Source organism: Helicobacter sp. (genome assembly GCF_014799995.1).
Classification (GTDB): Bacteria; Campylobacterota; Campylobacteria; order Campylobacterales; family Helicobacteraceae; genus Helicobacter_D.
Genome location: NZ_JAAVGY010000062.1, coordinates 82,783 through 105,416, shown reverse-complemented (window position 1 = coordinate 105,416; position 22,634 = coordinate 82,783). Strand labels below are relative to the sequence as shown.

Below are 22,634 nucleotides of genomic sequence, written 5' to 3'. Positions count from 1 at the left end.
TTCTAGTTTAATATTTAAACTAGAATCTAAGAGAGAATAATTTAAAAGAGTAAGAGTAGAAGCATTTAAAAAGATAAGGAGTGTGCCTAGATTATTTTCTTCATCTTTAGGGGAGAAGTAATAGATAGGGAGAGATTCATCTAATCCTATGCTGGATTTAGAATCTAATTCTCCAAAGAAGTATGCAGAGAGAGGATTAGAAGATTCTGTGCCTCCTGTGAGTTCTATGCCCATAAAATATAATTTAGAGTTTAGAGTGTCTATGTTTTTGGATGCTAATTCCTCTATATCAATTATTTGATTATCATAAGCAAAGATTGTTTCTTTTGTTTTGGTTGTGTTATTTGTTTCAGACATTTTCTATCTCCTCATATACTACTTGAGACTTTCTTAATTTATGTAAAGCTTTGCTCCAATATGCCAAGTTATCATTATCACTCAAGATTCCTAAATAGCTCTGATTAATAGCCTCTATATAAGAATCGCTAATTTTTCCATAATCGTATTTATGATATAGAATCCTTGAAATTGTTTTGTCTTTGGGGATAAGAATATAAGGCGAGAGCTGATTAAGACTCCAATTATTAGCAGGAATATTTGGGTCTAATTCGTTTTCATCATAAGGTTCATAGTTGCTTTGTTTATTGCTTAGTTGTATTTTCTTTGTTTCCTTGTTGTAGCTTATAAAAGTAAAGCTTCCTTGCAAATCATTTGCCTTTTTTATTTGAGAGCTAAGAATCCTATCAAGCATTGTATAGACATATCTTAATTGCTTTCTTTTGTGTTGTAAGTTTTCTTTCCATTTTTTCAATATAGCGATGAAATCCTCTTCTTGGCTAGAACACTTGATGTCATATTTAGATAAACGATTATAATTTGGCTCTAAGACACACACAAAGCGATTATTTATCATTCCTCTAGCCCACTCCCTAAAAGCTTTTGCCCCTTTAATGGATTCTAAATCCTCATCAACACTTTGGAATTTATTAAGGACAAGATGATAATACGCTAAATCTTGCAAGGAATCTTTAAGGGTATCAATAAGATTAAATTCTATATCAAATGCTTGTTTTAAAAAGTATTTGCTTATTTGATAGGCGGGATTTGAATTAGGCACTATATCGGGTATCCATTCTTTTAAGTCTATTACTTCTATGCCAATAGAATCTAGTTTGTGCAAAACCCAAGTGGTGCAGTTGTTGCTTGTAAGGTCATATTTTAATTCTTGAGTAACTGGAACATCGGAATTTTTATTAATATACAAAGTGCTTAAGACATCTTGCTTAATTAGCTCTAATAATGTTTCATACTGCTCTTTTGAGATTTCAAATACGCAACGATTATTACTTTGAAAGGTAGATGAACTGCGTATGTCTGTCTTTTTGTATGAATTATCGTTAAGCTGCTCAATATTTTCGTATGGTTCGTGATTATATTGATTATTCTCAAAAACTTTACCTGACTTCCATACCTTAGATTCTGGTCCAAATCCCCAAAAGCCCTCCCCCTGAAAGTCATCACTTAAGATACTAGGATAGATATTTTCATACCATTCTCCTTTAGTTTTAACCAAAAATTGTCCCCCAATTAAATAGTCGTCTTTATATTTTTGTATTTCTATTTCTTGCTTACCTAACTTATTAGGATTCTCTTTTGTTAATCCCAAAAAAGTATGTGGAACTAATGATGGTACTTGCATAGTTTTGATATAAATCGTTGCGTAGTATTTCATTTATGCCAACTCCCATAAGTCAATATATTAACACCAAATGTAATAAAATTAATCAAAATTGCATTCCAAACAAAGATATTTAAGGGAATTTTTTCAAAAACCAACAAAATACTAGGAAGTATTATTAAAACCCAACCAAACCATACTAAAAACCAACCCCACTCAAAACCAAAATCCAAAAATGGAGAAAGATAGCCATAAATTAAAATGAAAATGAGCCATAAAAATAAGGATAAACTAGCTCTCAAAAAATTTACACCTAAAAATAAAACACAGACAAAAATACATAAGGCAGTTAAACATATGCTTGTAGAAACTTCAAAGAAATTGCTACACAAAGGAAATAAATTTACAACAATATGATTTTTAATCATAAAAAACAACCAAATAATACCAACACTAAACGCAATGCTTACGAAATTCATTATAATGATATAAGAAATTTTATCAGATGTTTGAGTGAGTAAATTATAATTGAATATTTCTTTTTTCCTCATCATATTTCCTCTAGCACATATTGATTATTTTCAAACACTTTACCCCAATGGCTAACATCAGATTCCACAGGAGCAAAGCCATAAAAGCCATCATTAAATTCATTGGTTTCTAAACTTTCATACCACTTTTTATCAAAATCTTTCCAATCTTTATTTTTAAGTTTTTCGTCTCTTAATTCTTTATCTATCTCATCTAATTTATCGGGAGTTTTTTCTTTAGTAAGTCCTAAAAAGGCGTGAGGGATTGAAACAGGTATTTTATCTAATTTTGGTTTCATAGGTTCTATGTATAGGGTTATGAAGTATGGCATAAAAACTCCTATCTTCCGTGACTAAAAAAATAACACGCAAATATACCATAGTATATCACAAAAACCAACGATAACAATAAACTCAACTTGTGTATTTTATAAAAGTAATTAATTATAGAAAGTGCAATTGCACTTTCTAAAGCAAACCAAAAAATAATCTGCGGTTCAATCCAATATATATCAAAAAACCATTGTATAGGATATAAGCCAAAAAACCATTGTATAGGATATGAATTAACAATCCATTGTATAGGATATAAGCCAAAAAACCATTGTATAGGATAAAAAAACACAAATGGAGATATTATTAAAATTACAAAACACAACAAACAATCTAAAATAAACTTACCCCATTTGAATTTTTCTTGCAATTCATTCTCCGTGTTCTTATGATATAAAATGCGCAAAGGTTCGCTAAATCCTAACCGCGATTCCTTGTGCCTTTAAATAATGCTTCAAATCCATAATGTTAATTTCTTGATAATGAAAAATTGAGGCGGCAAGTGCGGCGTCTGCCCCATTTAAAAAAGCCTCTAAAATGTGCTGCATATTTCCCGCTCCCCCGCTTGCGATGAGTGGAATCCCTACACTATGCGCAATCAAGTTGAGCTGTTTTAAGTCATAGCCTGCCTTTGTGCCATCGCAATCCATACTTGTAAGTAGAATCTCGCCCGCTCCGCGATTGTAGGCTTCTTTAGCCCATTGTAACAAGTCTATATTCGTGTTATGACGTCCGCCGTGTGTATAAACTTCCCAGCCCTCACGATTAGGGCGTTCTTTGGCGTCTATGGCGACAACGATACATTGTGAGCCAAAACGTTTGGCACTCTGTGTAATCAAATCAGGATTCTTGATTGCGGAGGAATTGAGGCTGACTTTATCACAACCTGCGTTGAGTAAATCATAAATGTGTTCTAGGCTATTAATCCCTCCTCCGACGGTGAGGGGGATAAAGACTTCTTTCGCCACAGCGCGTACCATTTCAATCGTGGTATTGCGCGCCTCAATCGTAGCGGTAATATCCAAAAAGGTAATTTCATCTGCGCCCTCATCGTTGTAACGTCTTGCGACTTCTATGGGATTCCCTGCATCTTGAAGCCCTACGAAATTCACTCCCTTAACCACGCGTCCGTTTTTAATATCCAAACACGGAATGATTCTCTTTGCCAATGTGTCTTTGCTCATTTTGTTTCCTTTTGTTTGCAAAATCTTAGCAAATTTTATTTTAAGTCTAAGTTTTGGCTATAATTGCGGCTTGATTTAAACTTGTTAAGGATTCTTATGCAAAAGTCGCGCGTGTTTTCTGGCATTCAACCCACAGGCAATATTCATTTGGGCAATTATTTGGGTGCGGTGAAAAATTGGGTAGAAAATCAAGAAAAATATGAAAATATCTTTTGTGTCGTCAATTCTCACGCTATTACGATTCCGCAAGAACCAAGTGTTTTGCGTCAAAAAACCTATGATTTGTGTGCAATGCTACTTGCTTGTGGGATTAATCCTAGCCAATCTATACTCTTTATCCAATCGCAAATCCAAGAACACACTTCTTTGGCTTGGTTGCTCACTTGTATTACGCCAATGGGTGATTTAAGTCGTATGACGCAATTTAAAGACAAGAGTCAAAAGAATCCCAAAAATATTTTTGCCGGGCTTTTTAATTATCCCAATCTAATGAGTGCGGATATTTTACTCTACAAAAGCAACTTTGTCCCCGTAGGAGAAGACCAAAAGCAGCATATTGAGTTAGCAAGGGATACGGCGATACGATTCAATCGTGATTTTGGCGAAACATTTGTCGTGCCCGAACCTCTGATTCTTAAAAGTGGCGCACGCATTATGGGCTTAGATGACCCGACAAAGAAAATGAGCAAAAGCTCGGGCGACAAGCCTAATCATTTGATTGCCTTGATTGACACGCCAGAGGCGATTGTCAAAAAATTCAAAAAGGCAACGACAGATAGCGAGGGAATCATCGCATTTGATAAGAATCGCGCAGGAGTTTATAATTTGCTCACGATTTATCAATGTTTTACGAAGCAAACACAAGCCCAAATTGAAGCAGAGTTTGCGGGGCAAGGCTATGGAGTGTTAAAGACAAGGGTGGCTGAAGTCGTGATTGAATCCTTGCGCCCGATTCGTGAATCCTACGAAAAGCTTATCAATGAAAAGGATTATTTGCATTCTATTTTGCAAGAGGGAGAATCCCGAGCGCGCCAAATTGCAACCGCAACTTATAAAGAAGCCAAAGAAAAAATGGGGCTCGTGTGATTCTTAGCTATTGCGAAAATCTTTGTATTCCATTGGAATCAGGCAATCCTCAACCTCTAAGATTTGTGAGTAAATCTTAGAATCATAGCCGATTTTAAAGAGCGCGTTAATCGCCTCTAGTTGTTTTAGGCTAAGGCTTACAGAATCCTCATTAGCATAGAGATTGAGATAAGTTTCTAATTGTTGCGCATTGACACGAATGAGATTCCTCTCTTGAAGCATTTGCGAAAGTAATGGCTTGTTTTGCAATGCGACTTTGACGGCTTTTGTCAGCATTTCCTCACAAGTAATTGCAACACTTAAAGGCAAGGAGCGGCGCAAACACATTCCGCCTAGCGGCAGGGGAAGATTGGCTTGATTTAATTCGCACCAAATGTCCCAAATCTCGCGTTCTACTTCTAGTTTTTCATCAAATTGCAAAATGGATTCGTGGATTAGCACTCCCGCATCTACTTCCCCGCTAAGCACGGCATTTTCAATTTCAAGGAAGTTTTTATAAACGATTCTCGCTTCTGGATAGGAGATTCTAAAGAGCATTGCATTAGTCGTGTGTGCCCCACTCAAGGCGACTTTGAAATTTTTTCTAAGCTTCTTAGCTTTGGGTTTGATGAGTTTAGGTCCATAACCCGCGCCAAAGCTCACGCCTGTTCTTAGCAAACATTGCTCAAGGGCTAGAAGCGGATAAACGCCAAAAGAAATTGCAGAAATATCCAACTCGCCCTTTAAGGCTTTGACATTGAGTGTTTCAATATCTAGCGCGCAGGATTCAAAGCAAATTTCAGGATTGCTAACCCAACCAAAGTGGATAGCATAATACATAAACAAATCGTCCGCATCTGGCGAATGCCCTAGGGTTAAAGTTCTCATTGTGGCTCACTTATGAATTTTGGGGTGGATTTTATTTCAACTTCGCTTATAATGGATTGAATCTTGGAGAGGACGAGGTTGGGCGTGAGATGACGCATACAAGCGTGAAAGGTTGCAGAATCCTTAGGAAGCGGGCAAGTGCGTTGCATACAAGGCGCACACGCAAGAGGTTTCCCCAAAGTCTCAAGCGAAATGATATGCGAATTTTTGGCATTAAAGGGGCAAGTTTCTTTAGCATTAGTAGGACCAAAGAGGGCGAGAGTTGGAATCTCAAATGCACTTGCAATGTGCATAGGACCGCTGTCATTGGTGAGCAGAAAATGCAGTTTAGCAAAATACGCCATTAGGCTTTCAATCGTGGTTTTTCCGCTCAAATTGAGGACATTTTCTCGCAAATCTTTCCAATGGGGCATTGCGTGCAAATGCTCTAAAATCTTGTTGTTAATTGCGTTCTCACTCGCAACGCCAAAGAGGATAATCTTGTAATTTTGTTGTAGTAAGGATTCTATCACTTGCGCAAAATAGGATTCCTCCCAACGTTTAGCCGCTCCAAATGCTGCGCCCGCATTGATTCCGATAATCTTAGAATCTTTGAAGTGTTGAGGTAAAGCCACTTCTAAGGCGGGTTGCTTAAGGTAGAGCTTGGGGGCTGGCGGGGGATTTTGATTAGGATTTTGTACTTGTAGGTCCTGAAGTTGTGGCAAATGAAGCGCAGATTCTACAAGGGTAGAGAAACGCAAAGCCTCGTGAATGTTTTTGGGCTTTTTAGGGCGGAATGTGAGCAAAAGAGCGCGCATTTCCGTGTTAAATCCTGCACGAAATTTTGCGCCATTAAGAAATAGCAAAAGCGCAGAGAGGAGGTTGTTTTGAAAGGTAAAGCCCAAATCGCAAGGCGGGATAGATTTCGCAAGATAGTAGAGATTTAAGATTCTAAATTTTGCCTTTTTGCTTTTATCCTCTATAATGCTCACTTGAGGATAATGTGCAAAAAGTGCTATACTTGCGGCACTTCCAATCAAATAAAAATGTGCCTTAGGGAAACGTGAAAACAGAATCTCTAGTGCGTAAGTCGCCATTACAGCGTCTCCTAGCCAATTTGGGATTCTAATAAGAATGTTCATCGAATCTCATTTAGGATTTGTAGGGTTTGTTGTAGATTATTCTCCACATTCAAAGAACTAACGGCTGCTGCACAATTTTTTTGCGTTTCTCTTAGAAATTCGGGACTTTCTAATAGCTTCATTAGAATTTCACTACCTTGTGTAATAGCCTGTGGAGTATCCAATAAAAACATTGGATTGAATAATTCTCCCGCACCATTTTGTTTGGTTGTAATGATTGCATTTTCAAAGCTTGCAGCTTCTAGTGTGGCATTAGAGCAGGGTTCATAAATCGTTGGGAATAAGAAAATATCACTTGCAGCATAAAAATGCGAAACTTCGGTTTGAGCTCCTAAAAAGAGTGTATTGTCAAGAATATTGAATCTTTTTGCAAGTTGTTCATAATGTTTTTGTTTTTTTTCCTTTCCAATAATCAAAAAATGCCAATTTTTATGTGGAATCTTGGAGAGCATAAGAAGTGCTTCTTGTAGTCCCTTGCGCGCATAGCCACTACCAACAAAAAGTAGAAGTATTTTATCTTTAAGAAATGAAAAATCTTTGTAAAGCCTGTTTTTAGCAGAGGTTTTGTCAAAAGATTCGGGTAGAGGAATGCCATTATAGACAACACGAATTTTTTCAGGAGGGACTTTAAATTTTTCTATTAAAGAGGTTTGGATCATTTTTGAGTTAGCAATGATAATTTTGGCGTTCAAAAATAAATGCGATTCTATAAAAGTATAAATCCAATTCATAGGGTTAAAATAACTCTTGATTTTAAGCCAAAGGTTGTTTCTAGTTTTTATCGCAAGCCATTCTTTGTGGATTCCATCACCTGCGCGATAAATATCGCAATCAAAAACACGTTCTAGGCTGAAATAAATCGCGTTGCGGTGTTGCTTGTGGTATTTATCATAAGCAAAAAGAAAATAAAGAAATTTTAAAAACGAGGGTAATAATGTTGGCAAAGCAATGTGCATTTCCGCAGATTGCCCATAGTCTCCACTAGAAAATACTTCAATTTTGGAGTAGATTTGTCCTGAATCTTGAGTTGTGTTTCGTGATATTAAAGATTCTTTTAACCGCCTAAGGTATTTTTCTGCTCCACCAACTTGAGAACTTTTAAATCGGACAAAAATTAGATTCATAATCTATCTAAAACCTCACGTGTAATCGTCTCAATGCTCTGATTGGCATTAATCACATAATGCGCGCAAGAGCGGTAGGATTGAAGCCGCTCTTGATAGAGTTTGAAAGCAGAATCGCGATTCTCAAACAAAGGGCGTTTGCTCCGTTCCTCTGCATCAAGACGCGCTAAAATGGCTTCAAATTCTAAATGCAAGAAAAAAACCTTTCCCATAGATTGGACATCGCAAAACAAAGGCATTCCGCCCCCTGTGGAAATAATGGCATTCTGGACATTATGCGCGACAAATTGGCAGAATTTACGTTCTAAATCTCGGAAATATGCTTCGCCATAGGTTGCGAAGATTGCTTTGATACTCAAACCTTCATTGGCTTCAATGAGAGAATCGCTATCCAAAATCCAAGCTTGCTTGGCTTTATGTAGAGCCTTAGCGATTGTGCTTTTACCACTACCCATAAAGCCAATAAGGACGCAATTAGTGGAGTTCAATTTCATAATTTCCTGTTGTTTTTTGCACAAGAGTGTATTTGTATTGCCCATCAAGAGTGAAAGTAATGCGATAAAAGTCTAGGTGGGTGCTCAAAGAAACTTTTGGAATCGTAGGAATCTGTGTGTCAAAGATTTCTTGAAGTGGTGTTTTATTGGGCACTTTGAAGTCCAAAATTAAACGCGTAGGAGAGGCAAGCGTAAAATCACGCAATAGCCGAAGCGGGGCTTTGAGTTGAATCTTTTGTCTTGAGATTTCAAAATCAAATAAATTACCCAAAACGAAATTTTGTTTGTCCAATACATTGGGGGCTTTGGGCTGCACTTCTTGGCTTAAAATAAGCGGAAAGTGCCAATCAATGTCGCCCTCAAGATTCTGTTCAAGGCTAGTAATAGAACCATTAAGGTTTTGATATTCTAAAATAATTTTTTTGATTTTTCTAGCAGTGGAGGGCAAAATCAGCTCTGTTTTGGTGAATAAATCTAGTTGTGGAGCATTGGTGATTTGCCCACTTTCTTTGGGTGTAATGATGGGCGTAAAAGGGTCTCGGCTTCTCTTAGTGGAATTATTGTCCTCTTGATTTTCGCTTAAAAAGGGCTTGTTGGATTCCTCTGTATTTTGTGTAGGCATTTGGCTTGCTGGGGTATTTTGGGTGGAATCTAGCAGTGCGCTTTGGGGTGTTAGTGTATTTTGTGCTTCTGCATTGGGGAGATTTGCGGGCGGGGTTTCTGGATTCTTTTGTTTTTGCGCATCAATGCTTAGAGTTGGGATTTCGGGTAAAGCCTCTGGCTCATTGTTCTGTGCAAATACCGCACTAGAGAGGATTATAGCACTACAAAATAATTTAAAACTTCTCATTTGGGTTCAAGTCCTTTCAATTCAAAAAGTTCTTTTTGCAGATTTGCATTTTCGTGCATTAGGCGATTGACTTCTTCGCGCATTTGGGATTCTTTGTCTTTAATGTCCAAAAGCACGCTTAAAGAGTTATTGCCAAAGAGTAGATTCCCAAAATAAACTCCTAAGAGGCAAACCAACAAAACAAGGCTTAAAAAGGGCAGGAGTTTATAGAATCCACCCTTTTTAAATGTCGTAGATTCCATTACTTAGCAAAAAGTTTTTTGCCTAAATAAATAGGGAATCCCAATTCGCTTTCAATGGCTAATAAGCGATTGTATTTTGCCATACGCTCACTTCTGGCGGTTGAACCTGTTTTGATTTCACCTGTGTTTAATGCCACAGCAAAATCGGCGATGAAGCTATCCTCACTCTCTCCGCTGCGATGACTCATAATGCAACGATAGTTGTTGCGTTGGGCTAGACGAACGGTTTGCATTGTTTGGCTTACTGTGCCGATTTGATTAGGCTTGATAAGCACGGCATTTGCGATTTTTTTCGTGATTCCTTCTTCTAGGATTTTTGCATTGGTTACAAACAAATCATCTCCCACAAGTTGCACCTTATTGCCGAGTTTTTGGGTGAGCTTGCTCCAACCCTCCCAATCGTCCTCACTCAAGCCGTCTTCAATAGAGACAATAGGATATTTTGCGATGAGTTTTTCGTAATATTCAATGAGTTCTTCACTGCTTAGGTTTTTGCCCTCGCCTTTGAGGCAGTAAATCCCCTCATCATTGACAAACTCACTGCTTGCGACATCAAGCGCAATGGCGATTTGTTCTCCCTCTTCGTAGCCTGCTTTTTTGACGGCTTCTAAGATAATTTGGATTGGTTCTTCATTGGTTTTGAGATTGGGAGCAAACCCGCCCTCATCGCCAATGCTTGTAATGTGTTTAGAATCTTTGAGGAGTTTTTTAAGGTGTTGGTAAATTTCTGCACTTGCGCGCAAAGATTCACTAAAGCATTCAAAGCCCACCGGCATAATCATATATTCTTGAAAATCCACCGTGTTATCCGCGTGGCTTCCACCATTGATGATATTGAGCATTGGAATAGGTAAAGTCAGAGCATTTGCGCCACCCAAGTAGCGATAAAGTGGGAGATTTAGGCTTTTTGCTGCCGCACGCGCAACCGCCATAGAGACGCCTAAAGTCGCATTTGCTCCCAAGTTTGAAAAATTTTCTGTGCCATCAAGTTCTATTAGGAGATTGTCAATCGCACTTTGGTCAAATGGGCTTAATCCTGTGATGGAATCGCAAATTGTTGTGTTAATGTTTTCGCACGCCTTTAAAACGCCTTTACCCAAGAATCGTTCCGTATTATCACGCAATTCTAAAGCCTCTCTTTTGCCTGTGCTTGCGCCACTTGGGACGATTGCGCTTGCCACACTGCCATCACTTAAGAGAATCGTGGCTTTCACCGTTGGATTCCCTCGACTATCTAAGACTTCTTGCGCACTCACTTCATCAATGTAAATCATTATTTCTCCTTTGATTGGTCTGTTTCTTTGGAAGTTTTAGAATCTTTAGATTCTTTTTCTTCTTGCAAGGAAGCTTTATCCTCTTCGCTTAAAGTAAATTTTTCTGCGCCTACCACCATACAGCAAGATTTATCTTCTGCCAAGATTGGATTGCCTAAACCAAAAAGAATCGCAATAAAGCTTAATTTTAAAATCATCTTTTGCATTTGCTCGCACCTCGCCTTTATTCAATTTCGCTTGTATCATCGCCACTAGACAAATCATCAGAGATAGAAATAGAGGCTTTGATTTTCTCTCCAATCTCTTGGGCGATTTCTGGATTTTCTTTCAAAAAAGCCTTTGCATTTTCTTTGCCTTGCCCGAGTTTCTTGTCTTTATAACTTAGCCACGCACCGCTTTTATCCACAATATCTAACTTGACGCCATAGTCAATGAGCTCGCCCTCTTGGCTGATTCCCTCGCCAAACATAATGTCAAATTCCGCTCCTCTAAAGGGCGGCGCAACTTTGTTTTTGACTACTTTTGCCTTGACGCGATTGCCGATGTTTTGTTCGCCTTGTTTTAAAGTCGCAATTCTGCGCACATCAATTCTAACACTCGCATAGAATTTAAGCGCATTTCCCCCTGTGGTGGTTTCTGGACTACCATAGCCCATCATACCGATTTTCATACGAATCTGATTGATGAAAATCACCGTGGTATTCATCTTGTGAATCACGCCTGTTACTTTTCGTAATGCTTGGCTCATCAAACGCGCTTGTAAGCCTACGTGCTGGTCTCCCATATCCCCGTCAATCTCGCTTTTGGGCGTGAGGGCTGCGACAGAGTCAATCACGATTAAATCCACGCCACCGCTTCTTGTAAGCGTTTCTAGGATTTCCAGTGCCTGCTCCCCAAAATCCGGCTGGGAAACAAGTAGATTCTCTACATCTACACCCAATCGCTTAGCATAAGTAACATCTAATGCGTGTTCTGCGTCGATAAAAGCACAGATTCCACCCTTTTTCTGACATTCTGCGACAATTTGTAATGCCAAAGTCGTCTTACCCGAACTCTCCGGTCCATAGACTTCAATAATGCGTCCCTTAGGCACTCCCCCAATGCCAAGCGCAATATCAAGCCCAAGAGAACCCGTGCTAATGGCGTCAATTTTTTCTACCGGTTTGTCGCCAAGCCTGATTAATGCGCCCTTTCCAAAGGCTTTATCAATTTGCTTAATGGCAAGCTCAATTGCTTTTCGTTTGTTTTCGTCCAAAGCCATTTTTTCTCCTAAAAAATTAAAATTTTATTGTAGCCAAAACATATAAAAATTTCAAAATAAAAACACTTTCAGTTTTTTTGCAGGGCTTAAGATTATAATTACAAAAGTTTGATTGTAAAAGAGGCAGAATGTATCCTTTAAATATTTTAGAAGAAGACTTGAAAAACAAAGTGGCGCACGACTTTTTTGGCAGTTTTGATAGCACGCGGATTCTGGGCAAAATTGATTTTTGCGTCTCCTATCACGCAAAAACCTTGTTCCAAACCATTAACTTCCTTTGGGCGGAGGCGAAAAAGGGCAACAAAAACGATATTATAGAATCCTTTGTGCAGCTTATCTTAACCATTGGTAAGGAACGCACCTTTGAAAACGAACTCCCGCCGCTTTTCTTGGGTGCGCTAGATTGTGAGAAAATCGCTTTTATTCCCTATTATGAGATTATGGATATATTTGCCCAAAATGATTTTAATTGGAATGTCGCGCCAAGCAATCACAACTCAAAGGAATTTAAACAACTCTACCAAATGAGTGGGGGGCTTTTAGAATCTAAGAAATTACTTTTTTACTTCAAGAGTGATTCTAAGGAATTGCAAGGCTTTATCAAAGACAATTTCACGCTTGCCAATAAGCAGCTACACAAAATCCAAATCACAAAGAATAATTTCACAAATGTCTATCAAAAATGGCTTACAAAAGTCAAAGATTCTATCAGCATTGATTGGAATCTTGCCAAAAATGCGGGGATTTTGGACGCTGACTTTTATCTAGCAGATTTGCTAAGTAGTGAGAATCAAAGCCTGCTAGACAAGCTTTTTGTCGTGCTTAAAAAAACGCAGTATGAGTTTAACAAAACTATTACTTTTATGGGTTCAGAGCAAAAGGACACAGCGACTTTTAGAGACAATCAAAAAGCCCATAATGAGTTTTGGAATCTCTATGAGCGTCCGCCAAGACAAGAATATTGGGATTATATTATAGACAGACGCGATTTGCTTGTGCCTAGCGACATACGAGAGCGTAAGGGAGCGTTTTTCACTCCGCAAATTTGGGTGCAAAAGGCACAAGTTTATCTTGCCAAAGCCTTAGGGGAGGATTGGCAGAGCGAATCTTATGTGTGGGATTGTGCCGCAGGGACAGGGAATCTCTTCGCAAACCTTACCGAGTCGCACAATTTCTATGCCTCCACACTTGATAAGGCAGATGTTAAGATTATGAAAGAACTTGCAAAAAATCAGCATTTGCCGCTTTTGCAAAACCATATATTCCAATTTGATTTTTTAAACGATAGTTTGCTTGATAAGCCTTGTGAGAGACATAAAGACAAGTTAGATTCTACTTGTAAAGACTGCCAAGCCTCCAAACTCCCAAAATCCCTGCAAGAAATTTTAAAAGAGGAGACAAGGCGCAGAAAACTAATTATTTTTATTAACCCGCCGTATGCGGAGGCTACTTCAGGCACGACACCGGCAGGCACAGGGGCAAATAAGCCCAAAGTTGCCACAGACAATGCGATTTATCAAATCCTTACAGGCAAAGGAAAGGTAGAGGGCATTAATATAGAATCTAAAGACTATCTAGGCAAGGCAAGCAATGAAATCTTTGCGCAGTTTTTTATGCGTATTTTCCTAGAGATTCCACACTGCAAGCTTGCCGCGTTCTCTACACTTAAATACATCAATTCTAGCAATTTTGTAAAATTTCGAGAGACTTTTAAGGCAAAATTTCTGCAAGGTTTTATGTGTCCAGCCGATACCTTTGATAATGTCAAGGGGCAGTTTCCCATTGGCTTTTTGGTATGGGATTTAGGCAAAAGCTGCAAGGAATAGGCTATAATACAAAAACACAAAGAAAAAGGAATCACAAATGAAAAGGCAAATCTCCTTAGACAGGGAAAGCTTTATGCGCTCTTTGAATCAAGAACAACAAGAATTAGTTAAGCAAGTAGATGCACTTTATAGTGATTTTGTAGATTTGCAAATTGCAAAGATGAGACTGCAAGAATGGGAAGCAAAGGGCAAACCCAGAGGCTATACACTTGATGAGGCTAGAAAAGAAATTTTAGGCATAGAATGCAGCTAGAGATTCAAGCTCCCGCACTTAAAGAAATCCAAAAAGATTTCGACAGAAAAACACAAGAACAAATCATTGAAAAACTTGCCTATTTTGCCGAAAACTATGAAAGCGTTATCCAAACAAAGAATGTAGAAAAGATTCAAAATTCTGATGTTTATAAATATCGCTTAAGCTTGGATATTCGGGCAATTTTCATTACTTATTATGAAGATGAAAATGGCATCATAGTAATTTTAAGTGTTACAAACAGACAAAATGCTTATAAGAGCACAAAAATGCAAAAATACGAAAATCTAGCAAACGATTTTTTCAAATCACATAAAAATATCTAAAGGAGCAAAAAATGACTTTAACGCTTAAAAATGTAGATTCTGCAACTTTGCGAGTGATTAAGTGTTTAAAAGCGTTTAGACCAGAACTTAAGATTAAAAAAATAAGCAAAAAACAAAAATCAAAAAAGGTAAAAGCAAAATTAAGCATAGAAAAAACAGATGATTTTCAGTATTTGCGTGAATCTATGCTACAAGACTTAAAGAAGCCAGAAAATAAAGCAGTTTTTGAGAGATTAAAAGACAAATGAAAGCCATAGAACTTGATGTTTTTGATAGAAATGGGGAATTTTTAGGGGTAAAGAGGTTTTATGCTAAAAATAGCAATACACGAAGCATCAATCAATGGATAAAACAATACGATGATAAGCAGATTGTAGAACTCGCATTTATGGGGAATCCAGCCCCAGACTTTCAACACAGCAGCCAACTTTATGTTTCTCAAAGACAAGGTATTGAACATTTTAATTTTTTTAAAATCTGTGCGAACAATCTCATCATTGCTTCTATCTATTTCGCAGTGCGGCATTGTATCCTTGCAACTTGGCTTAATGACCGCGACCAATTCCTTTATCCTAATGATAAATGGCAGGAAGATTCTATTTTTCAAAATGATTGTTTGGCTTTCACGCTCTTTCACGGACAGAATCGCATTACAAGCAAAGAGGGAGTGAATCACTTTATCCCCTTTAGCGAAAAGGAAGTGGGGAGCAAAGAAGCCTTTCAAAGTCATTTCATACACGAGTTTATCAGAGGTAGAATCAAGCAAGACTCTCAAATACAAGACAAAGCAGAGAAAAAAGGAAGACAGAAAGGCTTTACAGATGAGACTTTTTATATCCAATCCCTCATTCCCACAAAACCGCTAGAGTTTAGTGCGGAGGCACAAGCAGTCTTTGTCGCAGGATTAGAGCTTTGGAAATATTATCATTCTCAAGAGTTTAAAGACAAGGAGAAACCCTATAATCCAAATGCTTCACTTTATGACATTAAGGCGCATTTTCAAGGATTTAACGACAAGGGCAAGATGAATCCGCCCATAAAAGCGCAGGATTCTTATTATAAAAATTCTATTGGTGCTTTGAATGCCGCACTTTTGAATCTCGCAAAAAGAATCACACCCAAAGTCTATGAATATGGATTTTTAATGGAGTGAGAGGGCGCGCATTGGTTTCCCGTCATTGCGAGAAGCGAAGCGACGAAGCAATCTATAACTTTAATCTTGCTTTTGAGATTCTTGCTTTTATAAATTATGGATTGCCACAGCCTTTACCAAAGGCTTCGCAATGACGCAAGTGCAGAATCCACTTTATGAGACATTATAGATTGCCACGATTCCTTGCGGAATCTTGCAATGACGTAGCGGGGAATTAATGTTCTTGAGACTTCAAAACAATTTCGCGCGTATCTCTCGCAATCATTAGCTCTTCGTTGGTAGGAATCACGCAGACTTTGACTTTGGAATCAGGCGTAGAAATGACGCCCTCTTTGCCCACGGTTTCAAGATTAGCGGATTCATCAAGGTTGATTCCCAAGAAATGCAAATGTGAAACGATTTTGCCGCGAATGAATTTAGCGTTTTCTCCCACACCCGCACAAAACGCAATCGCATCTACACCCACGAGTGCCGCAGTGTAAGCACCGATGTATTTTGCCACACGATAAGCGAAAACTTCTCTAGCGAATCGCGCCTTGAGGTTGCCCTCTTCATCGGCTGCGAGCAAATCCCTAAAGTCGCTAGAAATCCCAGAGATTCCAAGCACACCGGATTTTTTGTTTAGGAGATTTAGGACTTCTTTGGTGCTTAGATTTTCTTTTTGGGCGATATAGTCAATAATTGCAGGGTCTAAATCCCCGCTACGCGTGCCCATTACCAAGCCTTCAAGCGGAGTTAAGCCCATACTTGTATCAATGCTTTTACCATTTTTGATTGCGCAAATGCTAGAACCATTGCCCAAGTGGCAAGTGATAATGCGGGAATTTTCTAGTGGAATCCCTAGAAATTCTGCGGTGCGCTTGGAAACATAACTATGGCTTGTGCCGTGGAATCCGTAGCGGCGAATCTTGTATTTCTCATAATATTCATAGGGCAAACCATAAATATAGGCGTGCGGTGGCATACTTTGGTGGAATGCAGTATCAAATACCGCTACCATAGGCACTTTTGGCATTAAATGCTTGCAGGCGCGGATTCCTAGTAGGTGTGCGGGATTGTGCAAAGGAGCTAAATCGGAACATTCTTCAATATGCGTGATGACTTCTTCATTGATGAGTGCAGAATGGGTGAAATGCTCGCCCCCATGCACGATTCTATGCCCAATGGCTTTGATTTCATTTAAGGATTTGATAATGCCGTTTTGTGGATTGATTAGTGCTTCAAGCACAAGCCCAATCGCAACTTCGTGGTCTTTCATTTCTACATTTTGCGTAATTTTTTCTGCCCCTTTGGGTTTATAGCTAAACTGCCCATTGGCAATGCCGATTCTATCGCATAGCCCTGACGCCAAAACCTCCTCTGTGTTGGTGTTAATCAACTGATATTTGAGGGAGGAGCTCCCGCAATTAATAACCAAAATATCCATATTTACTCCTTGTTTTGTTGTGCTTGGAGAGCGGTAATCGCAATCACGCCGACAATATCTTCGCTGCTGCAACCTCTTGAAAGGTCATTGACTGCACCGCCGATTCCTTGTGTGATTGGTCCATAAGCTTCCGCCTTTGCCAATCTTTGCACTAATTTATAGCCAATATTGCCCGCGTCTAAATCAGGGAAAACAAGCACATTTGCTTGTCCTGCAATCGGGCTATTGGGGGCTTTGGATTTTCCAATACTTGGAACAATCGCCGCGTCAAGTTGGAACTCACCATCTAGGGCAATCTCTGGTGCTTCTGCTTGCGCAATTTTTGTCGCTTCTACTACTTTATCCACATCGGAGTGCTTCGCACTGCCCTTTGTAGAGTGCGAGAGCATAGCCACTACGGCTTTTTTGCCCACTAAGGCTTCAAAGCTTTTAGCGGAATCTATCGCGATAGAGGCGAGCTCTTGCGCATTTGGGTTTTGTACTAAGCCACTATCTGCAAAAATAAAGATTCCATTCTCACCATAAGTGCAATTAGGGACAACCATTAAGAAAAATGCGGAAACGAGTTTGGAATCTGGCTTCGTACCTAGAATTTGCAATGAAGCACGCAATACATCAGCCGTAGCGTGAATTGCGCCTGCAACCATACCATCGGCTTTTTTGGATTTGACGAGTGCCACGCCAAAATAGAGCGGATTCTCAAGCAAAAGGGCGCGTGCGGACTTTTCGCTTAAGCCTTTATGCCCGCGCAACTTGACAAATAATTCTACATAGGACTCTAGCGCATCGCAGCTTGAGGGATTGATAAATTCTGCGTTTTCTAAATTCAAATTATGTTCTTTTGCACGTTGTTTGATTTCTGTTTCTTCACCAATTAAAATAATCTTTGCAAGTTTTTCTTGTAACGCGGTATGAGCGGCTTTTAAAGTGCGCATATCACTTGTTTCTGGCAAGACGATTGTTTGTAAGTTGGCTTTAGCCTTTTCTTTAACTATTTGAATGAAATCCATATTCACCCTTTCAATATAAGATTTCAGCTATTTTAAGATTTTTTAGGCTAAGTAGTGTATAAACTTGATAAAAAAGTGTAAAAAATTTTATGAGTGTGTAAATTTTTCCCTTAATATCTTTTTACCAAATTCTACACCGGGTTGGTTATAGGTATCAATTTGTAAGAGAATCCCTACACAAGAAGTCAGCAATTCATAATAAAGCACGAGTGCGCCTACGCTTTGCTCATTAAGAGAGTCTAGCACGATAGAATCTACCGGCACATTTTGCGAAATAATGCTTTCTTTTGTTGAGATACATTGTAGCTTCAAGAGTTGATTGAAAGAAGTTTGATTGACGAAGTTGGTAGATTCTAATCCTTGTAGGCTAATATTTGGAATGTAAAGAGGCTTTTGCGAGAGGTTTTTAACACTTAGGAATGTTACGGTTTTGTTTGCTGGTCCTTGCATAATGAGTTGTAAAAAGGAATGCTGGTCAATGCTGCCAATAAGCGCGATAGGTGTCAATCCGCGTCTTTGCTCATACATATCAAGCTTGCCCAAGGATTCTCCCCATAGTTGCACATACCAAGCATTAAAATGACGAAAGACGCTAGAGTAAGAAAACAGCACATTGATTGGGAAGTTATTTTCGTTTCTTGCGAGGAATAATGCTTTTTTTAGGACATTGTCTTTGCGTTCTTTAAAGAATCTGTTACTTACAATGCTCGCGCCTTTTAAAATGGCTTCTATATCATAACCCAAAATCGCAAGGGGTAATAAGCCTACCGCGCTTAATACCGAGAATCTCCCGCCAATGTTTGGTTTAATTGTTACGGATTCTATCCCCTCACTTTTACTCCAATGGAAAAGTGGCGAATCCTCGTCCGTGATAGTGAGGAGGTGTTTTTTGTGTTTGAGTAGAGAGAATCGCGCCAAGATATATTTGAAAAGTGAAGTGGTTTCAATCGTGAGTCCGGATTTTGAAATGATGATAAAGAGAGTATCTTCGCATTTGACGCGTTGTAAGTCTTTTCTAATGATAATGGGGTCGGTGTGTTCTAGGAATCGTAATTTGATTTTTTTGCGATTGTTTTGGTGCGAAAGAAGTGCGTCAATCGCTTTTGTCCCAAGAGAGCTACCCCCAATCCCTACAATGATGACATTGGAGATGGAGTTTAAAAAATGCTTATTGCGTGCAACATAATCAAAGATTGCTTCGTTTTTGGCAAATGGGAGGTCATAATATCCGCTAAGCTGACTATTGCGTTCCACAAGCACTTTTTGGAAAAACAAATCCAAATTTTCTTTGGCAAAAAGATTGGGATAATCCTGCAAAAAGCGCACATAGGTATTGGTTAGATTTAACATAGGAATCCAAAGGTGCTAAATGCTAGAGCCGACAAAGCTTGCCATATCTACTAAACGCGTAGAATAGCCCCATTCATTATCATACCACGCGACAACTTTGAGTTGATTTTCACCTACAACTACCGTGCAATCGGGGATAAAAATACTGCTATAAGTGCTTCCGATGAAGTCGCCCGAAACGCGTTTTTCATTATCCACCAAAATAAAATTCTTAAAGTCCCCTTGCGCAGCTTTTTCAAAGGTGGCGTTAATGGATTCTTTGCTAACGGGCTGCTTGGTAACACAAGTCAAATCTACGACACTCACATCTGGAGTTGGCACGCGAATGGCAAAGCCATTGAGTTTGCCCTTTAATTCTGGCATTACAAGCCCTATGGCTTTGGCTGCTCCAGTGGAAGTTGGAATCATATTTAAAGCTGCTGCGCGTGCGCGGCGCAAGTCTTTATGCTTGGAATCCAAAAGGTTTTGGTCGTTGGTGTAACTATGGATTGTCGTCATTAATCCGCTTAAAATCGTAAAGTTATCGTGCAAGACTTTTGCAATTGGCGCAAGTGCATTGGTGGTGCAACTCGCATTAGAAACGACTTGTTCTCCTTGATAGCTCGTGTGATTGACGCCATAAACAAAAGTAGGCGCATCGGTAGCAGGTGCAGAGATTACCACGCGTTCAATCCCTCCATAAAGATGCGCACTTGCTTTGTTCAAGTCATTAAAAGCCCCTGTGCATTCTATCACAAGCTTTGCACCAAATTTTCCGAAATTCAATTCTTTAATCTCCCGCGTGCTGACAATTTGGATATTTTTTTGTTTGCCGATTCTGATACTCGTTTCGCTTAGTTTTTCAACCTCGCTATTTTTTTGCACAGAATCGTATTTGAGCAAATGAATCAGCGTGTCAATGGGCATTGTAGTATTGAGCGCGACAAGCTCTAAATCCTCACGCTCACTTAGGATTTTGCATACACACAAACCGATTCTACCTGTTCCATTGACTGCAACTTTTAAAGCCATTGATTCTCCTTGTTTTTCAAGCGATGATAAATTAAAATCTCCATATTATTTAAAACTTCCTTAATAGTAAATATTATGGTTGGATTTATGCTTTTAGCGGATAGAAAATAGGATAAAATGATTATTTTTCTTACAAAAAGCTTGAAATTCGCAAATTCTGTGCTACAATAACGCGTTTTAAACTTTTTATGGAGGTTTCCAAAATGAACAAATCAGAATTTGTTGACTTGGTAAAACAAGTCGGAGAGTATGAGACTAAAAAAGAAGCTGAAAGAGCAATCAGCACTTTCACAGCAGCAGTTAGCAAAGCACTTGCTAAAAAAGAAAGCATTGAGCTTGTAGGCTTTGGTAAATTTGAAACTGTGCTTCAAAAAGGTAAAGAAGGTGTTGTCCCCGGAACAACTAAAAAATACAAAACAAGCGATAAATTCGTGCCTAAATTTAAAGCTGGAAAAGGTCTTAAAGACGCGGTAGCCGCTGCTAAAAAAGGCAAAAAATAACCCTTTCTTAAAGCCCAACTCTTCGTTGGGCGATTTTCTCAAAACTACTTCGCTATTGTCCCCGTAGCTCAGTAGGATAGAGCACACGATTCCTAATCGTGAGGTCATGCGTTCGAATCGCATCGAGGACACCACAATCTTATTTGGCTTTTGGATAAAGCATTCATAATTTAGACTACTTTTTCTTCACAATTTGCTAGAAAATTTCTCTAAATTCATTTCATTTTTAAGGACAAAATATGTTTCAAGACTTTAAACAAAGGTTCTTGGTCAAATTTTGGTCTCCTATGCCTGCAATTATTGCTTTGGGTGTAATGGCGGCTTATTATTTTGGTTTGACTGGGACTTATTGGGCGGTAACAGGTGAATTTACGCGTTGGGGAGGGCATATAATGAATCTCTTAGGCGTAGATACGAGCACTTGGGGGTATTTCAAGATTATAGGGCTTGCGGGCACTCCGCTAGACAGAATTGATGGCGTGATGATTATTGGAATGTTTGCCGGGGCATTTGCAGCTGCTGCGATGGCAAATAATGTAAAATTCCGTTTGCCTCAAAGCAAGATTCGGATAGCTCAAGCTCTCATTGGTGGAATCATTGCGGGCTTTGGAGCAAGAATCGGAATGGGTTGTAACTTGGCAAGCTTTTTTACAGGGATTCCGCAGTTTAGTTTGCACGCGTGGTTCTTTACCATTATGACTTTGGTTGGCGTATGGTTAGGGACAAAAGTCGTCTTTTTGCCAATTTTTCGTTCGCATACAAAATTAATCAAAGTCAATGCGCAAAAACAAATTGCTCACGATGAGGGCAAGGCAAAAATGCTTTTTATATTGGGTGTTTTGGTTTTGGTTGCTGTGGGGATTTGGGTTGCCTATTTAATGGCTTATGGAGTGATTCCAGAGGGCAAGAGGATTCCTGTTTTGGCAATCGCGGTAGTCTTTGGCGTGGGCTTTGGATTCACAATTTCACGCGCTCAAATCTGCTTTACTTCAGCCTTTAGGGATTTGTTTATCACAGGACGCGGATATATGGCACAAGCGGTAATTGTGGGAATGATGGTTTCAACCATTGGCGTATTTAGCTATATTATGTTGGGATTGCCTCCTAAAATTATGTGGGCTGCGCCCAATGCTGTGATTGGTGGGCTGCTCTTTGGCTTTGGAATCGTGATTGCAGGAGGTTGTGAATGCGGTTGGATGTATCGCGCGGTGGAGGGACAAGTGCATTATTGGATTGTAGGGCTTGGTAATGTCATCGGCTCTACGCTTCTTGCGGCAACTTGGGATTATTATGCCGAGCCACTCGCGACAAGCTTCCCTAGAATAAACCTTTTGGAGACTTTCGGAAATTATGGTGGTTTGGTTGTGAGTTATATTCTACTCTTTGCCTTTTTGGCTTTTGTGCTATGGATTGAAAGACGATATTTCGCCAAAAGCAAACGATTTGAACGCGCATAAAAGGAGTGAAAATGCAACAAGAAATTATTCCGAATTTTAGACTAGATTTGCAGGGTGAACCTTGCCCTTATCCTGCGATTCGGACATTAGAGGTTTTGCCAGAATTACAAAAAGGGGATATTTTGGAAGTATTGAGTGATTGTCCCCAAAGCATTAATAATATTCCTATTGATGCGAAAAATCACGGATATGAGGTTTTGGCAGTAGAGCAAATGGGAGCTACGATTCGTTATCTCATCAAGAAACCTTAGCGCAGAATCCCAAATGGGATTCTGTTT

27 protein-coding genes, 1 tRNA gene and 1 pseudogene are annotated in these 22,634 nt (G+C 39.1%); 11 read left to right on the top strand and 18 right to left on the bottom strand.

Translation table 11 applies throughout. From position 1 onward, the window contains the following. From HDT10_RS10190 to hisF, 5 genes and pseudogenes are all read right to left on the bottom strand, one after another. A pseudogene (locus HDT10_RS10190) lies at positions 1 to 357 on the bottom strand (hypothetical protein); the annotation flags it as partial. Continuing rightward, a complete protein-coding gene (locus HDT10_RS10185; RefSeq protein WP_290883073.1) occupies positions 350 to 1,732 on the bottom strand; it encodes a hypothetical protein in 1,383 nt (460 codons plus the stop codon). The gene HDT10_RS10185 and the pseudogene HDT10_RS10190, both read right to left, overlap by 8 nt. Next, on the bottom strand, positions 1,729 to 2,229 hold the full coding sequence (locus tag HDT10_RS10180) for a hypothetical protein (RefSeq protein ID WP_290883070.1): 501 nt from the start codon (positions 2,227 to 2,229) through the stop codon (positions 1,729 to 1,731). Before HDT10_RS10180 ends, HDT10_RS10185 begins: the two co-directional genes overlap by 4 nt. After that, positions 2,229 to 2,540 carry a hypothetical protein gene (locus HDT10_RS10175; protein ID WP_290883068.1) on the bottom strand — a complete coding sequence of 104 codons (312 nt, stop codon included), beginning with the start codon at positions 2,538 to 2,540 and terminating at the stop codon, positions 2,229 to 2,231. Before HDT10_RS10175 ends, HDT10_RS10180 begins: the two co-directional genes overlap by 1 nt. Positions 2,541 to 2,954: 414 nt before the next feature. Next, the gene (gene hisF, locus HDT10_RS10170; RefSeq protein ID WP_290883066.1) at positions 2,955 to 3,725 is read right to left on the bottom strand and encodes an imidazole glycerol phosphate synthase subunit HisF; all 771 of its coding nucleotides are present in this window, start codon (positions 3,723 to 3,725) and stop codon (positions 2,955 to 2,957) included. A 96-nt stretch (positions 3,726 to 3,821) separates the two neighbouring features. On the opposite strand from hisF, the gene trpS reads away from it, so the two are divergent. Continuing rightward, the gene (trpS, locus tag HDT10_RS10165) at positions 3,822 to 4,811 is read left to right on the top strand and encodes a tryptophan--tRNA ligase (RefSeq protein WP_290883064.1); all 990 of its coding nucleotides are present in this window, start codon (positions 3,822 to 3,824) and stop codon (positions 4,809 to 4,811) included. A 3-nt stretch (positions 4,812 to 4,814) separates the two neighbouring features. Here the strand turns inward: trpS and HDT10_RS10160 are convergent, their stop codons facing one another. The 9 genes from HDT10_RS10160 to recA are packed head-to-tail and all read right to left on the bottom strand — an operon-like array spanning position 4,815 to position 12,044. Next, positions 4,815 to 5,678, bottom strand: a complete 864-nt coding sequence (locus HDT10_RS10160) for an MqnA/MqnD/SBP family protein (protein ID WP_290883063.1) — start codon at positions 5,676 to 5,678, stop codon at positions 4,815 to 4,817. Then, a complete protein-coding gene (gene waaF, locus HDT10_RS10155; RefSeq protein ID WP_290883062.1) occupies positions 5,675 to 6,799 on the bottom strand; it encodes a lipopolysaccharide heptosyltransferase II in 1,125 nt (374 codons plus the stop codon). The genes HDT10_RS10160 and waaF overlap by 4 nt, the downstream gene beginning before the upstream one ends. Further along, positions 6,796 to 7,923 (bottom strand): glycosyltransferase family 4 protein, encoded by a 1,128-nt coding sequence (locus HDT10_RS10150; protein ID WP_290883060.1) that lies wholly within the window; start codon positions 7,921 to 7,923, stop codon positions 6,796 to 6,798. The genes waaF and HDT10_RS10150 overlap by 4 nt, the downstream gene beginning before the upstream one ends. Continuing rightward, complete coding sequence (locus HDT10_RS10145; RefSeq protein ID WP_290883058.1) at positions 7,920 to 8,417, bottom strand: shikimate kinase; 498 nt, start codon at positions 8,415 to 8,417, stop codon at positions 7,920 to 7,922. Before HDT10_RS10145 ends, HDT10_RS10150 begins: the two co-directional genes overlap by 4 nt. Beyond that, on the bottom strand, positions 8,398 to 9,267 hold the full coding sequence (locus HDT10_RS10140) for an AMIN domain-containing protein (protein WP_290883056.1): 870 nt from the start codon (positions 9,265 to 9,267) through the stop codon (positions 8,398 to 8,400). Before HDT10_RS10140 ends, HDT10_RS10145 begins: the two co-directional genes overlap by 20 nt. Then, positions 9,264 to 9,509 (bottom strand): hypothetical protein, encoded by a 246-nt coding sequence (locus HDT10_RS10135; RefSeq protein WP_290883055.1) that lies wholly within the window; start codon positions 9,507 to 9,509, stop codon positions 9,264 to 9,266. Before HDT10_RS10135 ends, HDT10_RS10140 begins: the two co-directional genes overlap by 4 nt. After that, positions 9,509 to 10,783, bottom strand: coding sequence for a phosphopyruvate hydratase (gene eno, locus HDT10_RS10130; protein ID WP_290883053.1), 1,275 nt, complete (start codon positions 10,781 to 10,783; stop codon positions 9,509 to 9,511). The genes HDT10_RS10135 and eno overlap by 1 nt, the downstream gene beginning before the upstream one ends. Further along, positions 10,783 to 10,989, bottom strand: coding sequence for a hypothetical protein (locus HDT10_RS10125; protein WP_290883051.1), 207 nt, complete (start codon positions 10,987 to 10,989; stop codon positions 10,783 to 10,785). Before HDT10_RS10125 ends, eno begins: the two co-directional genes overlap by 1 nt. A gap of 17 nt (positions 10,990 to 11,006) precedes the next feature. Continuing rightward, positions 11,007 to 12,044, bottom strand: a complete 1,038-nt coding sequence (gene recA / locus HDT10_RS10120) for a recombinase RecA (protein ID WP_290883049.1) — start codon at positions 12,042 to 12,044, stop codon at positions 11,007 to 11,009. Positions 12,045 to 12,172: 128 nt separating this feature from the next. Here recA and HDT10_RS10115 point away from each other — a divergent pair, with 128 nt between their 5' ends. From HDT10_RS10115 to HDT10_RS10090, 6 genes are read left to right on the top strand one after another with little or no spacing between them, the layout of a single operon-like run. Further along, a complete protein-coding gene (locus HDT10_RS10115; RefSeq protein WP_290883047.1) occupies positions 12,173 to 13,870 on the top strand; it encodes a hypothetical protein in 1,698 nt (565 codons plus the stop codon). Positions 13,871 to 13,907: 37 nt separating this feature from the next. Next, on the top strand, positions 13,908 to 14,123 hold the full coding sequence (locus HDT10_RS10110; RefSeq protein ID WP_290883045.1) for a hypothetical protein: 216 nt from the start codon (positions 13,908 to 13,910) through the stop codon (positions 14,121 to 14,123). Further along, the gene (locus HDT10_RS10105; RefSeq protein WP_290883043.1) at positions 14,114 to 14,449 is read left to right on the top strand and encodes a hypothetical protein; all 336 of its coding nucleotides are present in this window, start codon (positions 14,114 to 14,116) and stop codon (positions 14,447 to 14,449) included. The genes HDT10_RS10110 and HDT10_RS10105 overlap by 10 nt, the downstream gene beginning before the upstream one ends. Before the next feature lie 11 nt (positions 14,450 to 14,460). Further along, the gene (locus HDT10_RS10100; RefSeq protein ID WP_290883040.1) at positions 14,461 to 14,697 is read left to right on the top strand and encodes a hypothetical protein; all 237 of its coding nucleotides are present in this window, start codon (positions 14,461 to 14,463) and stop codon (positions 14,695 to 14,697) included. Further along, positions 14,694 to 15,602 (top strand): hypothetical protein, encoded by a 909-nt coding sequence (locus HDT10_RS10095; RefSeq protein ID WP_290883038.1) that lies wholly within the window; start codon positions 14,694 to 14,696, stop codon positions 15,600 to 15,602. Before HDT10_RS10100 ends, HDT10_RS10095 begins: the two co-directional genes overlap by 4 nt. 11 nt (positions 15,603 to 15,613) lie before the next feature. Further along, positions 15,614 to 15,736: a hypothetical protein gene (locus tag HDT10_RS10090; RefSeq protein ID WP_290883036.1), complete on the top strand. Its 123-nt coding sequence runs from the start codon at positions 15,614 to 15,616 to the stop codon at positions 15,734 to 15,736. A gap of 80 nt (positions 15,737 to 15,816) precedes the next feature. Here HDT10_RS10090 and HDT10_RS10085 read toward each other — a convergent pair whose 3' ends face one another. The 4 genes from HDT10_RS10085 to gap form a co-directional block, all read right to left on the bottom strand. Next, positions 15,817 to 17,028: an acetate/propionate family kinase gene (locus tag HDT10_RS10085; RefSeq protein WP_290883034.1), complete on the bottom strand. Its 1,212-nt coding sequence runs from the start codon at positions 17,026 to 17,028 to the stop codon at positions 15,817 to 15,819. 2 nt (positions 17,029 to 17,030) lie between these two features. Then, on the bottom strand, positions 17,031 to 18,038 hold the full coding sequence (gene pta, locus HDT10_RS10080) for a phosphate acetyltransferase (RefSeq protein ID WP_290883032.1): 1,008 nt from the start codon (positions 18,036 to 18,038) through the stop codon (positions 17,031 to 17,033). 87 nt (positions 18,039 to 18,125) lie between these two features. Further along, on the bottom strand, positions 18,126 to 19,388 hold the full coding sequence (locus HDT10_RS10075) for a glucose-6-phosphate isomerase (RefSeq protein ID WP_290883030.1): 1,263 nt from the start codon (positions 19,386 to 19,388) through the stop codon (positions 18,126 to 18,128). 15 nt (positions 19,389 to 19,403) lie between these two features. Further along, entirely contained in the window at positions 19,404 to 20,399 is a 996-nt protein-coding gene (gap, locus tag HDT10_RS10070; RefSeq protein ID WP_290883028.1) for a type I glyceraldehyde-3-phosphate dehydrogenase, read from the bottom strand. 203 nt (positions 20,400 to 20,602) lie between these two features. Between gap and HDT10_RS10065 the strand changes: the two genes are divergently transcribed. The 4 genes from HDT10_RS10065 to yedF all read left to right on the top strand — a co-directional run bounded on the left by HDT10_RS10065 (position 20,603) and on the right by yedF (position 22,607). Further along, positions 20,603 to 20,899 carry an HU family DNA-binding protein gene (locus HDT10_RS10065; protein WP_290883026.1) on the top strand — a complete coding sequence of 99 codons (297 nt, stop codon included), beginning with the start codon at positions 20,603 to 20,605 and terminating at the stop codon, positions 20,897 to 20,899. Between the two features lie 57 nt (positions 20,900 to 20,956). After that, positions 20,957 to 21,033, top strand: a tRNA-Arg gene (locus HDT10_RS10060). Positions 21,034 to 21,138: 105 nt separating this feature from the next. Beyond that, the gene (yedE, locus tag HDT10_RS10055) at positions 21,139 to 22,356 is read left to right on the top strand and encodes a selenium metabolism membrane protein YedE/FdhT (RefSeq protein ID WP_290883024.1); all 1,218 of its coding nucleotides are present in this window, start codon (positions 21,139 to 21,141) and stop codon (positions 22,354 to 22,356) included. A gap of 23 nt (positions 22,357 to 22,379) precedes the next feature. Beyond that, positions 22,380 to 22,607: a sulfurtransferase-like selenium metabolism protein YedF gene (gene yedF, locus HDT10_RS10050; RefSeq protein ID WP_290883083.1), complete on the top strand. Its 228-nt coding sequence runs from the start codon at positions 22,380 to 22,382 to the stop codon at positions 22,605 to 22,607. Positions 22,608 to 22,634 lie beyond the last annotated feature (27 nt).

Bases quoted from the DNA above. Each gene is read 5' to 3' on its own strand.
- HDT10_RS10145 (WP_290883058.1), bottom strand. From the start codon at position 8,417: ATGAAATTGAACTCCACTAATTGCGTCCTTATTGGCTTTATGGGTAGT.
- HDT10_RS10065 (WP_290883026.1), top strand. From the start codon at position 20,603: ATGAACAAATCAGAATTTGTTGACTTGGTAAAACAAGTCGGAGAGTAT.
- eno (WP_290883053.1), bottom strand. From the start codon at position 10,783: ATGATTTACATTGATGAAGTGAGTGCGCAAGAAGTCTTAGATAGTCGA.
- HDT10_RS10160 (WP_290883063.1), bottom strand. From the start codon at position 5,678: ATGAGAACTTTAACCCTAGGGCATTCGCCAGATGCGGACGATTTGTTT.
- HDT10_RS10085 (WP_290883034.1), bottom strand. From the start codon at position 17,028: ATGGATATTTTGGTTATTAATTGCGGGAGCTCCTCCCTCAAATATCAG.
- HDT10_RS10140 (WP_290883056.1), bottom strand. From the start codon at position 9,267: ATGAGAAGTTTTAAATTATTTTGTAGTGCTATAATCCTCTCTAGTGCG.
- HDT10_RS10175 (WP_290883068.1), bottom strand. From the start codon at position 2,540: ATGCCATACTTCATAACCCTATACATAGAACCTATGAAACCAAAATTA.
- gap (WP_290883028.1), bottom strand. From the start codon at position 20,399: ATGGCTTTAAAAGTTGCAGTCAATGGAACAGGTAGAATCGGTTTGTGT.
- HDT10_RS10115 (WP_290883047.1), top strand. From the start codon at position 12,173: ATGTATCCTTTAAATATTTTAGAAGAAGACTTGAAAAACAAAGTGGCG.
- yedE (WP_290883024.1), top strand. From the start codon at position 21,139: ATGTTTCAAGACTTTAAACAAAGGTTCTTGGTCAAATTTTGGTCTCCT.
- HDT10_RS10075 (WP_290883030.1), bottom strand. From the start codon at position 19,388: ATGTTAAATCTAACCAATACCTATGTGCGCTTTTTGCAGGATTATCCC.
- HDT10_RS10105 (WP_290883043.1), top strand. From the start codon at position 14,114: ATGCAGCTAGAGATTCAAGCTCCCGCACTTAAAGAAATCCAAAAAGAT.
- HDT10_RS10100 (WP_290883040.1), top strand. From the start codon at position 14,461: ATGACTTTAACGCTTAAAAATGTAGATTCTGCAACTTTGCGAGTGATT.
- waaF (WP_290883062.1), bottom strand. From the start codon at position 6,799: ATGAACATTCTTATTAGAATCCCAAATTGGCTAGGAGACGCTGTAATG.
- recA (WP_290883049.1), bottom strand. From the start codon at position 12,044: ATGGCTTTGGACGAAAACAAACGAAAAGCAATTGAGCTTGCCATTAAG.
- HDT10_RS10150 (WP_290883060.1), bottom strand. From the start codon at position 7,923: ATGAATCTAATTTTTGTCCGATTTAAAAGTTCTCAAGTTGGTGGAGCA.
- HDT10_RS10135 (WP_290883055.1), bottom strand. From the start codon at position 9,509: ATGGAATCTACGACATTTAAAAAGGGTGGATTCTATAAACTCCTGCCC.
- HDT10_RS10095 (WP_290883038.1), top strand. From the start codon at position 14,694: ATGAAAGCCATAGAACTTGATGTTTTTGATAGAAATGGGGAATTTTTA.
- hisF (WP_290883066.1), bottom strand. From the start codon at position 3,725: ATGAGCAAAGACACATTGGCAAAGAGAATCATTCCGTGTTTGGATATT.
- HDT10_RS10180 (WP_290883070.1), bottom strand. From the start codon at position 2,229: ATGAGGAAAAAAGAAATATTCAATTATAATTTACTCACTCAAACATCT.
- HDT10_RS10110 (WP_290883045.1), top strand. From the start codon at position 13,908: ATGAAAAGGCAAATCTCCTTAGACAGGGAAAGCTTTATGCGCTCTTTG.
- trpS (WP_290883064.1), top strand. From the start codon at position 3,822: ATGCAAAAGTCGCGCGTGTTTTCTGGCATTCAACCCACAGGCAATATT.
- pta (WP_290883032.1), bottom strand. From the start codon at position 18,038: ATGGATTTCATTCAAATAGTTAAAGAAAAGGCTAAAGCCAACTTACAA.
- HDT10_RS10185 (WP_290883073.1), bottom strand. From the start codon at position 1,732: ATGAAATACTACGCAACGATTTATATCAAAACTATGCAAGTACCATCA.
- HDT10_RS10125 (WP_290883051.1), bottom strand. From the start codon at position 10,989: ATGCAAAAGATGATTTTAAAATTAAGCTTTATTGCGATTCTTTTTGGT.